This is a genomic window from Micromonospora lupini str. Lupac 08, from assembly GCF_000297395.2.
Taxonomy (GTDB): domain Bacteria; phylum Actinomycetota; class Actinomycetes; order Mycobacteriales; family Micromonosporaceae; genus Micromonospora; species Micromonospora lupini.
This window is the reverse complement of the sequence record NZ_HF570108.1, coordinates 1,353,287-1,366,813: the sequence shown is the minus strand read 5'-3', so window position 1 is coordinate 1,366,813 and position 13,527 is coordinate 1,353,287. Positions and strand designations below refer to the sequence as shown.

The window sequence follows — 13,527 nt, the reverse complement described above, 5'->3', positions numbered from 1 at the left end:
TCCCGCGCTGACGTTACGTCGACCGACGCTGACATTCCGTCTATTTAGCTGCGGGAAGACGCCGCGCCGCCGCCGCCCGCGAGGGGCGACGGCGGCGGCGGGTGCGACTCAGGCCAGGTTCGACGAGCGGGGGTACGCGTCGGTCGGGTCGGTGAGCACGTTCACCAGGTACGGCACGCCGGCGTCGAACGCCCGCTGTAGGGCCGGCTGAAGGTCGGCGGCCTTCGCGACCGTCTCCCCCGCGCCGCCCAGCGCGCTGACCACCGTGTCGTAGCGCAGCTCGGGCTGGAGGTCGGCGGCGACGTCGTAGCCGTACATGGCCCGCATCGGGTGCTTCTCCAGCCCCCAGATGCCGTTGTTGCCGACGACGATCACCACCGGCAGCTTCTGCCGGACCAGCGACTCGACGTCCATCAGCGAGAACCCGGCCGCGCCGTCGCCCATCAGCACGCAGATCTGGCGGTCCGGGTGACTGACCCGGGCGCCCATCGCGTAACCCATTCCGGTGCCCAGGCAGCCGTACGGGCCCGGGTCCAGCCAGGTGCCGGGCTGCGCGGGCTCCAGGTACCGACCGGCGTACGAGACGAAGTCGCCGCCGTCACCGATGGTGATCGCGTCGGGGGCGAGCGCCCGGCGCAGCTCGCCGTAGACGCGGGCCGGCCGGATCGGGTCGGTCTCGGCGGCCATCTCGGCCGCGTCGCGGGCGCGGGCCGCGTCCTCGGCGGTGCGCAGGTCGGCGATCCAGTCGCTGTGGTCGGCCCGGTCACCGGCGTGGTCGGCAAGCGCGGAGAGGATCAGGCGCAGGTCACCGGCGGGGGCGACGGCCGGCTGCACGTGCGTGGCGCGCTGGCTGGGCGCGTCGACGATGTGCACCACCTTGGCGTCGCCGAAGTCACCGAAGCTGAGCCGGAAGTCCAGCGGCGTGCCGACCACGACGACGACGTCGGCCCCGGAGAGCGCGGCGCGGCGGGCCTTGGCGAAGGCGAGGGGGTGCTCCGGCGGCAGCGAGCCGCGGCCCATCCCGTTGGTGAAGACCGGCACCTGAAGCGCCTCGGCGGCCTCGCGCAGGGCGGCGACCGCGTCGCCCGCGTACACGTCCGAGCCGGCGATGATGACCGGCCGCTGCGCGCCGGCGATAAGCGTGGCGGCCCGGCTGACCTCGTCCGGGTCCGGTTCGACGGGGGCGACGCCGGACGACGCGGGCAGGTCGGCCTCGGCGACCGAGAAGACCGTCTCCAGCGGGAAGTCCAGGAAGACCGGGCCCCGGTGCGGGGTGAGCGCGGCGGTGAGGGCGGCGTCCACCGCGCGCGGGATGTCGTCGGTGCTGAACACCGTCTCGGCGTGCTTGGTGACCGGGGCGACAAGCGGCAGGTGGTCCATCTCCTGGAGGCTGCCGGACCCCCAGCGGAAGGCGGGCGCCCGGCCACCGAGCACCAGCACCGGGGACGCGTTGAAGAACGCGCTGGTCATGCCCGAGATGCCGTTGGTGACGCCGGGGCCGGCGGTGAGCACGGCGAGGCCGGGTCGGCGCTGGAGCTTGGCCACCGCCTCGGCGGCGAAGACCGCGGACTGCTCGTGCCGGACGTCGTAGATCGGGAAGTCGGCCTTGTGCGCGGCGTCGTACAGCGGGAAGACGTGCCCGCCGGACAGCGTGAACATCTCCCGTACGCCGTGCGCGCGTAGTGCCGCGAGGGCCAGCTCTCCGCCGTGACCCTCGATCCGCTCCGTCATCGCCGCTCCTCATCGTCGCTCATGATCGAAGCCCCACGCTACTGGCCGGTAGGCATAATGTGAACCGTTCTCGGTTCACCGCCGGACCGGACGTCAGCGGCCGGTGAAGTCCGGCTTACGCTTCTCGACGAACGCCGCCATGCCCTCGCGCCGGTCGTCGGTCGCGAACAGCGCCGCGAAGAGCTGGCTCTCCCAGGCCAGGCCGGAGTTCAGATCCATGTCCAGGCCGCCGTCGACAGCCAGCTTCGCCGCGCGCAGCGCCTGCACAGGCCCCCTGAGGTACGGCGTGACGAGCGCGACTGCCGCGTCGTACACCTCGCCCGCCGGGGCGACCCGGTCGGCCAGGCCGATCCGCAGCGCCTCCTGCGCGTCCACCATCCGGCCCGACATGATCAGGTCCTTCGCGCGCGCCGGCCCGACCAGGCGGGCCAGCCGCTGGGTGCCACCCGCACCGGGAATGATGCCCAGCTTGATCTCCGGCTGGCCGAGCTTGGCGTCCTCGGCGACCACCCGCCAGTCGCAGGCCAGCGCCAGCTCGCAGCCACCGCCGAGGGCGTACCCGGTGATCGCCGCCACCACCGGCTTGGGGATCCGCGCGATCGCGCCGAGCGCGCTGGACAGGTTCGCGGCCCGCTCGGCCATGTCCACGTAGGACATGTCGGCCATCTGCTTGATGTCCGCCCCGGCGGCGAAGACCTTCTCCCCGCCGTACACGATGACGGCGCGGACCTCGGGGTCGGCGGTGGCCGCCGTCGCGGCGGCGCGCAACTCCTCCTGCACCTGGGTGTTGAGCGCGTTCATCGGCGGCCGCTCCAGCCGGATGGTGCCGATGCCGTCAGTGGTCTCCAGCCGAACGAACTCGCCCACGCTGCCCTCACTTCCTCGTCGAAGTCGCGTGCCAACCTTACGACCCGGCTCGTTGGGGTAAGTAGTGTGGTGTCAGCCCCGCGGGCGGGAGTCCAGCCATGATCACGTATTACGACGACAGGTCGGTGCAGGTCACCTCCACCGCCGTCCGGGTCGACGGCCGCAGCTACTCGCTGGCCGAGATCACCATGGTCTGGCACCGCCGGGGCAGCCGCTCCTGGCGGGTGCTGGTCGGGCGGGGCGCGCTCGGCGCCGCGCTTGCCGGCCCGCTGGTCGCGGCCGTGCTCGGCATCGGCCTGGCCGTCTGGCTGCACCGCTCCCCCACCGTGACGATCGCGATCGTCGGCGCCTCGGTACTTGTCGGGCTGGCCGTCGGCCCGGTCGCCGACTTCCTCTTCGAACACCTGGACCGCTCGTACGCCCGGGGCAGCCGGCACCTGGAGATCTGGGCCCGTTGGCGGGGGCAGCCGGTGCGGTTGCTGCAGACCGGCGACGCGCTGCGCTTCGGTCAGATCTACCGGGCGGTGCAGCGGGCGATGGAGCACACCCAACCCGCCCGCCCCACAGCCCGCCGCTGACCCTCACTCCCGACACCTCGCCCGCACGTGCGAGCGCTGCGGGGTTGCCTGTCGGTGGTTAGGCTTAGTGATGACCCTCTATTACCGGGACGACGCGGTGCAGGTGACCTCCGAGTCGATCCGGGCGGGCGGTCAGGTGATCGCCCTGCCCGACGTGACGTTCGTCTGGCATGAACGGGGGCAGAAGACCCTCGCCGTCCGCGGCCGGGTGCTGGGTCGTGGCGTGCTGGTCCTGCTGCTGTCGCTGCCGCCCCTCGTCGGGCTGGTCTGCGTGGTCTCGCTGGCCTGGTCCGCCCAGGACCGGGGCAACTGGCAGTTGGCGCTGATCATCCTCGCGGCCTGCGCGGTGGGAGCGCTGGCACTGGCGCCGTTCCTGGAGATTCCCCTCGGCTGGCTGGACCGCTCCTACGAGCGCGGCAGCCACGTGCACGAGCTGTGGGTGCAGCACCACGGCCAGGAGCACATGCTGCTGCGCACGCCGGACGCGCTACGGTTCGGGCAGATCTACCGGGCCGTGCAGCGCGCCGTCGAGCAGCAGGGGGACCATTGACGACCACCCGTCGCCACGAGGCCGTCGCCCTGGCCGGGCTGCTCGCCACGGCCGGCGTCACCCACCTGCTCCGACCTCGCCTCTACGACCCGATCGTGCCGGGTGCGCTGCCCGGGCCGGCCCGTCTCTGGACGTACGCCAGCGGGGTCGCCGAGCTGGCGGTCGCGGCGGCGGTGGCACACCCGGCCACCCGGCGGGCCGGCGGTCGGGCAGCCGCCGCGCTGTTCGTCGCCGTGCTGCCGGCCAACGTGAAGATGGCTGTGGACTGGCGGCACCGGCGGCCGACGAAGCGGGCCATCGCCTATGGCCGGGTGCCGCTGCAGGTGCCGCTGATCTGGTGGGCGCTGCGCGTCGCCCGCGCCGGCCGGTAGACCGGCAAGCGCAACGGCGGAGCTGGTCAGCGCAACGGCAGGGTGGTGGCGATCGGCCAGCCCAGCAGGGCCGCGCCCACGAGGGCCGGCAGCCAGCGCGGGGCCGCGTACCGGCGCAGCACTGCCGCCCACAGCACGTGCCAGCCGAGCAGTACGGCGAACAACGGCACCACCAGCAGCACGAAGCCGGGTGCCACGCCGACCACCGCCGACGTGCTCAACACGAGCACGGTGACCGCGACGACCAGCAGGCGACGCCAGGTCCGGCCGGCCGCGACGAGCTCGACGCCCAGGAGGAACAGCAGACAGGCGGCCACCACCAGCGGCAGCAACCACCAGCGGGCACCGACCGGCAGCGCCGAGGTCAGCCCGAGGTGGATCGGCAGCGCGACGGCGACGACCGCGTACGCCGTCAGTGCCAGCGCCGCGCCGACGGCGCCCGCCGGCGCGCGGCCGTCCGCCGGGTCGACGATCGTGCCGGGCGTTTGCCAGGTGCCGGGCGTTCGTGACCTGCCGGGCAGCAAGCGTTGGCCGGCGATCACCAGGAGGCCGCTGACCAGCAGGAAGCCTGTGACGTAACCGCCGACCGCGAGCGGGAGTCGGTTGGTCGGCAGCAGCGCCGCGACGGCAGCGCCGACTCCGGTCGCGAGGACCGCCAGCCCGAGCAGGGCCGCACCACCGAGCGGCACGCGCGCCCCGGCCGGCGTTGGACCGCCCGTCAACGCCGGACTGCCCGCCGGCCCTGGACTGCCCGCCAACGCTGGACCGCCCCCGGGCCCTGGACTGCCGGTGCCCCGCCGGCCCAGGAGCAGGGCCGCCAACGGGACGACGCCGACGGCGAACGCCAGCAGCAGCAGCGCCGCCCCGGCGAGACGGACGAGCGGTCGAGGCGCCGCCGTCCCGTCGACGCTGGGCAGCCAGTCGGCGATCTCCTCGTGGGTACGCGGGGCGAAGAGCACCGAGATGTGCTCCACACCAGGCACCACCACGGCTGGCCGTCGGCCCACCGACGCGCCGCGGCCGACGGCGTCGTCGGCAGCGCGCCGGAACGCGGGAAACTCCGCGCCGCCGACGATGAGCAGCAGCTCCGCCGGGCGACCGGGCGGCAGTTCGCCGGCGTCGGGCAGCGAGATCGCCACGGTCCGGGCGATCTCCGGGTGCCCGGCCGCGTACCGGGTGACCGCTCCCGCGCCCATCGAGTGTCCGACAAGCATGATCTGGGCCGGGTCCACGTCCGGCTGGGCGCGCAGGTGTCCGACGGCGGCGTCCAGGTCGGCGGCGAGCGTCGCGGGTGACATGTCGGGGCCGAGACGGGCCCGACTGGCACCGTGCCCGGCGAAGTCGAACAGCAGCGCGACCGCTCCCCGGCGGGCCACCGTGTCGGCGATCGGGCGCATCAGTCGCGCCGAGCCGGCGAACCCGTGCGCGATGACCACGCCGGGGCGCCGGGCGTCAGCTGTCGGCGGGCCGGCGCGTACCTCGGTCATCGGAACGCCACCGACGGTGACCTGTCGCACGGAGAGGCCGGCGTCCGCGCGGACCAGCACCGCCGTGCCGAGCGCGGCGGCCAGCGCCGCGAGCACGGCGAGCAGGACGGCCGCACGGGTGCTCGGCGGGTGGTGCGGCGAGGCGGCCGACATGCGGGCACCCTACCGTCGGACGCCACACCGCAGACCGCGCCGACGGTCGCCCGCGAGCGGTTGTGGCGGGGTCGACGCACACTTGGTCCCATGGCGATTCCCCTCCCCACCCCCACCGCCGTGGTCGGCCTGACCCGCTCCGCGCTCGACCAGGCGCTCGGCTCGGCCGCCTCGTTCGCCGCCGTGCCCGCCCGCGCGTTCGCGGTGCTGGACGGGGTGGAGGCACTGCTGGCCAGGATCAACGGCGTGGTGGATCGGATCGAGACGACCCTGGACCGGACCGACCAGGTGCTCACCGACGCCGAGGCGGCGGTCCGCGAGGTGGCGGTGATCAGCGCCGCCGCGACCACCGCCATCGACACCGCAAGCGAAGTGGCGACGGCCGCCGCCGTGGTGGTCACCGAGGCGGAGAAGGTCGCGCAGGTCGCCGGCACTGTGGTCACCGAGGCCGAGGCGGTGGCCGGCAACGCGGCGGTCACCGTCGGTACCGCCGCGCAGGCGGCGGCCACGGCGGCGGAGTTGCTGGCGGCGTACGAGCCGGCGTTGCGGCGGGCCGCGCCGATGACCGGGAGGTTCGTCGAGGAGTTGAGCCACGAGGAGATCACCGCAGCGATCCACCTGATCGACGAGTTGCCCAAGCTCAAGGAGCACCTGACCGCCGACATCCTGCCGATCCTGGCGACGCTGGACCGGGTCGGGCCCGACCTGCACGACCTGTTGGACGTCACCCGTGACCTCAAGCTCGCCGTGGCGGGCATCCCCGGCCTCGGAATGCTGCGGCGGCGCGGCGAGAAGCTCAGCGACGAACCCGCCGGCTGAGCCCACGCCGGCGCGCCGGCCGGTGCGGCGCGGTCGAGTCACCTCGCCGTCCCAGGCCGGTATGGCGCGGTCGAGTCAGCTCGCCGTCCCAGGCGGGTGCGGCGCGGGGCGGGTCAGCCCGGCGCGTACAGCTCGTCGATCTCGGCGCGTCGCGGCAGCGCCACCGAGGCGCCGAGCTTGCGGACGCAGGCCGCGCCGGCCGCCGCCGCCCAGCGCACCGCGTCGACGACGTCCCGCCCCTCGCCCCAACCCACCGCCAGGGCGGCGGTGAACGCGTCGCCGGCCGCCGTGGAGTCGACCACGTCGACCCGGACCGCGGGCACGTGCGCCTCGGTGCCGTCCCGGTCGACGTACCACGCGCCGGCGTCTCCCAGGGTGAGCACGGCGCGGGGCACCAGGTCGAGCAGCGCCCGGGGCTCCTCCCGCCCCCGACCGGTGAACGCCTGCGCCTCGCCCTCGTTCACGACCAGCAGGTCCACCGCCCCGAGCAGCTCCGGCGGGAGGTCCCGGGCCGGTGCGGCGTTGAGGATGACCCGGGTGCCGGCGGCGCGGGCGGCCAGCGCGGCGGCGGTCACCGTCGGCACCGGGATCTCCAGTTGGGCGACCAGGACGTCCGCTCCGCGTACCGTGGCCAGTTCCTCGTCGGTGAGGCCGACAAGCGCGTCGTTCGCGCCGGGGGTGACCAGGATGGCGTTCTCCCCCTGCGCGTTGACCATCACGAGCGCCACACCGGAGGTGCCGTAGACGACCCGCAGGTGGCCGGTGTCCACACCGGCCGCCGTGATCCGGGCCCGCAGCGTGACGCCGAACGCGTCGGAGCCGATCGCGCCGAGGAAGGCGCAGGAGGCGCCGGCCCGGACCGCGGCGATGGCCTGGTTGGCGCCCTTGCCACCGGGCACCATCACGAAGTCGGTGCCGAGCATGGTCTCGCCCGGTCGGGGCAGCGACGGGGCCATCGCGACCAGGTCCATGTTGGCGCTGCCCACCACGACCACCCGCGTCTGCGGCACGGTCACCCGCTCAGGCGGCGCGCGCGGTGTAGCGGTCTCCGGACCGCTCGACCACCAGCGGCAGACCGAAGGTCTTGGAGAGGTTGTCGCCGGTCAACGTCTCGGCGAGCAGACCCTGGGCGACGACTGCGCCCTCGCGCAGCAGCAGCGCGTGGGTGAACCCGGGCGGGATCTCCTCCACGTGGTGGGTGACGAGCACCATGGCGGGGGCGTCCGGGTCGTACGCCAGCTCGGCCAGCCGGGCGACCAGGTCCTCGCGACCGCCCAGGTCGAGCCCGGCGGTGGGCTCGTCGAGCAGCAGCAGCTCCGGGTCGGTCATCAGCGCCCGGGCGATCTGGACGCGCTTGCGTTCGCCCTCGGAGAGGGTGCCGTAGCGGCGTTCGGCGAGGTTGCCCACGCCGAGCTGGCTGAGCAGCGCCCGCGCTCGCGCCTCGTCGCCGCGCTCGTAGCTCTCCCGCCAGCGCCCGACCACGGACCAGGCGGCGGTCACCACCACGTCGCTCACCTGCTCGTCGGCGGGCACCCGCTCGGCGAGCGCGGCGGTGGAGAGCCCGATGCGGGTACGCAGCTCGTTGACGTCGGTGCGGCCGATCCGCTCACCGAGCACGTGCGCGACGCCGGAGGTGGGGTGCAGCCGGCCGGCGGCCATGTTGAGCAGGGTGGTCTTGCCCGCGCCGTTGGGGCCGAGCACCACCCAGCGCTCGTCCAGCTCGACCCGCCAGGTCAGGTCCTGCAGCAGGGCGGTGCCGGAGCGGCGGACGCCGACGCTGTCGAGGCTGACCACCAGATCCGGGTCCACGGGTGCGGCGGCAGGCGCGGCGCCGGCAGCGCCGGGGATCAGGTCACCAGTCACCCGACCATCCAACCACGCAACGTCGGGGTGCCCCCCATGGGCGGCGCCCCGCCCATAGGCTGAGGCACCGTGTCGTTGATCACCACAGCCGGAGGACGACCCATGCCCGATCGACGTACGGAGCCGCGCGGATGAGCGCGGTCATCGAGATCGAGGGTCTGCGCAAGACCTTCCGCAGCGTGCGCCACGGGAAACGGGTGGCGGTCGACGGGTTCGACCTGCTGGTCGAGGCCGGGCAGATCCACGGCTTCCTGGGGCCCAACGGCTCCGGCAAGACCACCACGCTGCGCGCCCTGCTCGGCCTGGTCCGGGCCGACGGAGGGCGGATGACGGTGCTCGGCGAGCCGTCGCCGGAGCTGCTGCCCCGGGTGGCCGGTCGGGTCGGCGCGATCGTGGAGAGTCCGCAGTTCTTCGGCAACTTCACCGGGCGTCGCACACTGCGACTGCTGGCCCGCGCCGGCGGGGTGTCGATCTCCCGGGTGGACGAGGCGCTGGAGCTGGTGGGCCTGCGCGACCGGGGCGACGATCGGGTGAAGGGCTATTCGCTGGGCATGAAGCAGCGCCTCGCGGTGGCGTCCGCGCTGCTGAAGGATCCGCGGCTGCTCATCCTGGACGAACCGGCGAACGGTCTCGACCCGGCGGGCATCCGCGAGATGCGGGACCTGATGCGGTCGCTCGCGGCGGCCGGGGTGACCGTGCTGGTGTCCAGCCACATCCTGGGCGAGATCCAACTGATCTGCGACCACGTCACGATCATCTCCCGGGGGCGGCGGGTCGCGGCCGGTCGGGTGGACGAGGTGCTGGCCGGCCACGACCGGCACGAGTTCCTGGTCCGGGTGGCCGAGCCGGAGCGCGCCGTCGACCTGCTGCACGAGGCGGAGCTGACCGCCGCCGTCGAGGGCACGGCGCTTGTGGTGAGCGGGGTGACCGATCCGACTGTCATCAGCCGGGTGCTGGGCGAGCAGGGGCTGTGGGTGGGCGAGCTGACGCCGCTCCGGCCCGATCTGGAGAGCGTCTTCCTGGAGCTGACCGGCGCCGGCGAGCATCCGTCGGTGCCCCGCCAGGTCGACGACTCGGCGTTGCCGGCGGGCGCCGACGACGCCGCGGTGATCGATCTCGACGTACGGGGAGTGGACGCGTGAACCTGGTCCGGGCCGAGTTGGAGCGGCTGTCCGCGCGCCGCTTCGTGCAGCTCATGGTCGTCCTGCTGGCGCTGGCGTTCGCCGTCACCGCGGCGACCACCCTGGCCGGCTCGCACCGGCCGAGCGAGGCCGAGCTCAGCTCGGCGCGGACGCAGGCCGCCGAGGCGCTGCAGGGCATGGAGGCCACCCACCAGCAGTGCCTGGCTCGGCAGAACAGCATGACCCCGCCCGGCGAAACGGACGACTTCTACGCGACCGACTGCTCGGAGTTCGACCCGATCCGGCAGGACCGGTTGCCGATCGCGGCCGACTACCTGCCCGGGGTGTTCAGCTTCGAGCAGCAGGCCCGCCCTCTGCTGTACTTCCTCATCGCGTTCCTGGTGCTGTTCGGGTTCCTGGTGGGCGCCTCGTACATCGGGGCGGACCTGAACTCGGGTGGGGTGGTGAACCTGCTGCTGTGGCGACCGCGCCGGCTGACGGTGCTCGGCACGAAGCTGGGCACCCTGCTCGGCACGGTGTTGGCGCTGGCCGTGGGGGCCTCCCTGGTCTACCTGGCCACCTTCTGGGTGATCGGGCAGACCGCCGGGCTGGGCGGTCGGCCCGGTGACGACTTCTGGCGCTCGCTGGGCGCCATCCACGGCCGCGGCCTGGTGCTGGTGCTGTTGGCCACCGCGCTGGGCTTCGCCATCGCGACGCTGGGACGGCACACCTCGGCGGCGCTCGGCGCGGCCGCCGCGTACACGGTGGTGTGGGAGCTGGGCGCGCGGCTGGTGCTGGAGATCGTCGACGCCCGGCGGCCGGACCGGTTGATGCTCTCCAGCCACATCGCGGCCTGGCTCAACGGCAAGGTGCGTTTCTGGGACAACCAGCTCTGCACGAGCAGCTCCGGCACCGACCCCTGCTCGGGCTTCTACAGCCTGACCTGGGGACCGTCGCTGGTGGTGCTGCTCGTGATCACCGGTGGGTTGACCGTGGCGGCGTTCGCCGTCTTCCGTCGCCGCGACCTGCTCTGAGGGGCTCTCCGGGCCGTCCACAGCGAGCGGGGCGGCCCGGCGAGAGCGCCGGCAAGAGCTTGCAGCTTGACGGCCTGCGGTGAAATATTCCTTCACATGACCGCTCCAGCGGGCTCAGCCGACCGTGGAGCCGAACACCTCGTCGCGGACCGCGTCCAAGGCGGTGCGCAGCGCGCCGCGCAGGATCGGCTCCTCGGTGAGGCCGGTGGGCACCACCCGCGGCCGGACCAGGGTGATCGCCGCGACCTCCCGCTGCACCCGGTCGGCGAGCGCCGCCCCGCCGGCCTGGCCGACCTCGCCGGCCAGCACGACCAACGGCGGGTCGAGCACCACGCAGGTGCTGGCCACGCCGAGCGCGAGCCGACGGGCCAGCTCGTCGAGCATCGGGCCGCCGGCAGCGCCACCGGCGACGGCCGCGCGGACGGCCTCGGCGGCGTCGGTGTCCGGGTAGCCGTGCTCGCGGGCCACCGCGCGTACCGAGTCGCCGCCGATCACCTGCTGGAAGGCGGGCTTGGCACGACGCGAGACGTCGCGCGGGATGGGCGCTCCGGGCACCGGCAGGTAGCCGATCTCGCCGGCCGCGCCGCTGCTGCCGTGGTGCAGGCGGCCACCCAGCATGATCGCCAGGCCGACGCCGGCGCCCACCCAGACCAGGACGAAGTCGGCAACTCCCTGCGCGGCGCCGGACTGCGCCTCAGCCACCGCGGCCAGGTTGACGTCGTTCTCGAAGACCACTGGTGTGTGCAGGTCGTCGCGCAGCGCGGCGAGCAGACCGCTGTGCCAGCGCGGCAGGTTGAAGGCGAAGGTGATGTCGCCGGTGTGCGGATCGACCAGGCCCGGCGTGCCGAGCACGATCCGCCGGACGCTGCTGAGCTGCGCCTGGGCGCTGCTGGCGGCCTGCACCACCGCGTTGTGCACCACGCCCACCGGGTCGTCGGTGTCCCGCGTCGACTGCTCCACCCGGCCGATGACGGCGCCGGTGATGTCGGCGCAGGCGGCCACCACCCGGTCCGGCCCGACGTCCACCCCGACGACGTGGGCGCTGCTCGGGCGCACCGCGTAGAGCTGGGCGTTCGGCCCCCGCCCGCCGGCCTGCTCGCCGACCCGGCTGACCAGGCCGCGCTCCTCCAACCGCTCGACGAGCTGCGAGGCGGTGACCTTGGACAGGCCGGTCAGCTCGCCGAGCCGGGCCCGGGTGAGCGGCCCGCGCTCGAGGAGCAGTTCCAACGCCGCACGGTCGTTGAGCGCCCGCAACAGGCGGGGGGTGCCGGGCAGCCGGGTCGCACTCATGCCACGTCCTCTAGTTTTAGTAAACCTTGCTAACTGTAAACCGACCTGCGAACGGGTAGCCGTAGCGTAACGGCCACCCGGAGGCAGAGTGCTCGGCCGACCCGGCAGGGCGACGACCACCGCGGGTACGACGTTCGTACCCGGGAGGACCGAAGGGGGAGATCACGTGGGACTCGATCCAGGACTGCGTCGGCTCGCGCTGGGCACGTTGCTCGCCGCGTATCCGGGGCCGGTTCCGCCGGACTGGGCGGTCGATCTGGTGGCCGACGGGCTGGCCGGGCACACCCTGTTCGGCACGAACGTGCACGACCCCGCCCAGGTGGCGGCGAGCACCGCCGCGCTGCGCGCCGGCCGGGCGGACGTGCTGATCGCCATCGACGAGGAGGGTGGCGACGTGACCCGGCTGGCGCACGCCACCGGCAGCCCGTACCCCGGCAACGCCGCCCTCGGCGCGATCGACGACGTGGCGCTCACCCGACGGGTCTACCGGGCGATCGGCGCCGAGCTGGCCGCGCTCGGCATCACCGTCAACCTCGCCCCCACCGTCGACGTGAACACCGCCGACGACAACCCCGTGATCGGCACCCGCTCGTTCGGCGCCGACCCGGTCCGGGTGGCCGCCCACTCGGCCGCCGCCGTGAGCGGCCTGCAGTCCGCCGGTGTCGCGGCCTGCGCCAAGCACTTCCCCGGCCACGGCGCCACAGTCACCGACTCCCACCACGAACTGCCCACTGTGGATGTCCCGCTGGAGCTGCTGCGCCAGCGGGACCTGCCGCCGTTCGCCGCGGTCGTCGCCGCCGGGGCGCGTGCCGTGATGACCGCGCACATCCGGGTGCCGGCGCTGACCGGCGACGATCCGGCCACCTTCAGCCGGGCCGTCCTGGTCGACCTGCTGCGCACCGAGTACGGCTTCACCGGCACGGTGATCACCGACGCGCTGGAGATGAAGGGCGCCGCGGTGGCCGCCGGGGGTGTCGGGCCGGCCGCGGTCCGGGCCCTGTCGGCCGGCGCCGACCTGCTCTGCGTCGGCGCGAAAGTCGACGCCGCGCTCGTCGAGCGGGTGGCCACCGAGATCGTCGAGGCGACCGCCGACGGCCGGCTGCCGATCGCCCGGGTCGAGGAGGCGGCCGGCCGCGCCGCCGCGCTCGCCGCCTGGACCCGGGCCGCCGGCGGGTCACCCACCACCGAGGACCACGAGCTGGGGTACGCCGCAGCGCGCCGCGCGGTCCGGGTGGACGGCCTGCTCACCGGCCTGAACCAGCCGCTGGTGGTGCAGTTGCACACCGAGTCCACGATCGCCGAGGGACGGGTTCCGTGGGGTCTCGGCCCCCACCTGGACGGCGTGCCGGAGATCCGGGTGATCGCCACCGAGACCGATCCGGCCACGCTGCGCGGCTTGGCCGGCGACCGTCCCATCGTGCTGGTCGGACGGCACCTGCACCGGCTGCCCGGCGGCCCGGAGCTGATCGCCGCCCTGGCCGCGGCGCATCCGGTGACGGTGGTGGAGATGGGCTGGCCGGCACAGTGGCGCCCCGCGGGCGTACGCGCCTTCGTCACGACGTACGGCGCGAGCCACGCCAACGGCCGCGCGGCGGCCGAGGTGCTCGGCCTGGCGCACTGAGGCTGGGCGCCGTCCGGGCGGGCTCCAAGGCTCGACCGGACG

Annotated in this window: 13 protein-coding genes; 7 read left to right on the top strand and 6 right to left on the bottom strand. The window is 74.2% G+C overall.

The window, feature by feature from the left end; all coding sequences use genetic code 11:
• Nucleotides 1-108: 108 nt before the first annotated feature.
• Both MILUP08_RS07545 and MILUP08_RS07540 read right to left on the bottom strand, forming a co-directional pair.
• The gene (locus MILUP08_RS07545; protein WP_007456266.1) at nt 109-1,731 is read right to left on the bottom strand and encodes an acetolactate synthase; all 1,623 of its coding nucleotides are present in this window, start codon (nt 1,729-1,731) and stop codon (nt 109-111) included.
• Between the two features lie 93 nt (nt 1,732-1,824).
• Entirely contained in the window at nt 1,825-2,598 is a 774-nt protein-coding gene (locus MILUP08_RS07540; RefSeq protein WP_007456264.1) for an enoyl-CoA hydratase/isomerase family protein, read from the bottom strand.
• A gap of 98 nt (nt 2,599-2,696) precedes the next feature.
• Between MILUP08_RS07540 and MILUP08_RS07535 the strand changes: the two genes are divergently transcribed.
• The 3 genes from MILUP08_RS07535 (at nt 2,697) to MILUP08_RS07525 (ending at nt 4,097) form a co-directional block, all read left to right on the top strand.
• Entirely contained in the window at nt 2,697-3,176 is a 480-nt protein-coding gene (locus MILUP08_RS07535) for a DUF6232 family protein (RefSeq protein WP_007456261.1), read from the top strand.
• A gap of 70 nt (nt 3,177-3,246) precedes the next feature.
• Nucleotides 3,247-3,726, top strand: a complete 480-nt coding sequence (locus tag MILUP08_RS07530; RefSeq protein WP_007456259.1) for a DUF6232 family protein — start codon at nt 3,247-3,249, stop codon at nt 3,724-3,726.
• The gene (locus MILUP08_RS07525; protein WP_007456257.1) at nt 3,723-4,097 is read left to right on the top strand and encodes a DoxX family protein; all 375 of its coding nucleotides are present in this window, start codon (nt 3,723-3,725) and stop codon (nt 4,095-4,097) included. Before MILUP08_RS07530 ends, MILUP08_RS07525 begins: the two co-directional genes overlap by 4 nt.
• Before the next feature lie 26 nt (nt 4,098-4,123).
• On the opposite strand, the gene MILUP08_RS07520 is transcribed toward MILUP08_RS07525, so the two are convergent.
• Nucleotides 4,124-5,737, bottom strand: coding sequence for a dienelactone hydrolase family protein (locus MILUP08_RS07520; protein ID WP_007456254.1), 1,614 nt, complete (start codon nt 5,735-5,737; stop codon nt 4,124-4,126).
• 90 nt (nt 5,738-5,827) lie between these two features.
• On the opposite strand from MILUP08_RS07520, the gene MILUP08_RS07515 reads away from it, so the two are divergent.
• Nucleotides 5,828-6,556, top strand: a complete 729-nt coding sequence (locus MILUP08_RS07515) for a hypothetical protein (protein WP_007456252.1) — start codon at nt 5,828-5,830, stop codon at nt 6,554-6,556.
• Nucleotides 6,557-6,669: 113 nt separating this feature from the next.
• On the opposite strand, the gene MILUP08_RS07510 is transcribed toward MILUP08_RS07515, so the two are convergent.
• Together MILUP08_RS07510 and MILUP08_RS07505 are read right to left on the bottom strand one after the other, a co-directional pair.
• The gene (locus MILUP08_RS07510) at nt 6,670-7,566 is read right to left on the bottom strand and encodes a ribokinase (protein WP_039907430.1); all 897 of its coding nucleotides are present in this window, start codon (nt 7,564-7,566) and stop codon (nt 6,670-6,672) included.
• 10 nt (nt 7,567-7,576) lie between these two features.
• A complete protein-coding gene (locus MILUP08_RS07505; protein ID WP_007456248.1) occupies nt 7,577-8,419 on the bottom strand; it encodes an ABC transporter ATP-binding protein in 843 nt (280 codons plus the stop codon).
• Nucleotides 8,420-8,550: 131 nt separating this feature from the next.
• Here MILUP08_RS07505 and MILUP08_RS07500 point away from each other — a divergent pair, with 131 nt between their 5' ends.
• Both MILUP08_RS07500 and MILUP08_RS07495 read left to right on the top strand, forming a co-directional pair.
• Nucleotides 8,551-9,561, top strand: a complete 1,011-nt coding sequence (locus MILUP08_RS07500; protein ID WP_007456246.1) for an ABC transporter ATP-binding protein — start codon at nt 8,551-8,553, stop codon at nt 9,559-9,561.
• Nucleotides 9,558-10,574, top strand: coding sequence for an ABC transporter permease subunit (locus MILUP08_RS07495; RefSeq protein ID WP_007456244.1), 1,017 nt, complete (start codon nt 9,558-9,560; stop codon nt 10,572-10,574). The genes MILUP08_RS07500 and MILUP08_RS07495 overlap by 4 nt, the downstream gene beginning before the upstream one ends.
• Before the next feature lie 114 nt (nt 10,575-10,688).
• Here the strand turns inward: MILUP08_RS07495 and MILUP08_RS07490 are convergent, their stop codons facing one another.
• Nucleotides 10,689-11,864 carry an ROK family transcriptional regulator gene (locus tag MILUP08_RS07490; protein WP_007456242.1) on the bottom strand — a complete coding sequence of 392 codons (1,176 nt, stop codon included), beginning with the start codon at nt 11,862-11,864 and terminating at the stop codon, nt 10,689-10,691.
• Between the two features lie 166 nt (nt 11,865-12,030).
• On the opposite strand from MILUP08_RS07490, the gene MILUP08_RS07485 reads away from it, so the two are divergent.
• The gene (locus MILUP08_RS07485) at nt 12,031-13,485 is read left to right on the top strand and encodes a glycoside hydrolase family 3 N-terminal domain-containing protein (protein ID WP_007456240.1); all 1,455 of its coding nucleotides are present in this window, start codon (nt 12,031-12,033) and stop codon (nt 13,483-13,485) included.
• Nucleotides 13,486-13,527 lie beyond the last annotated feature (42 nt).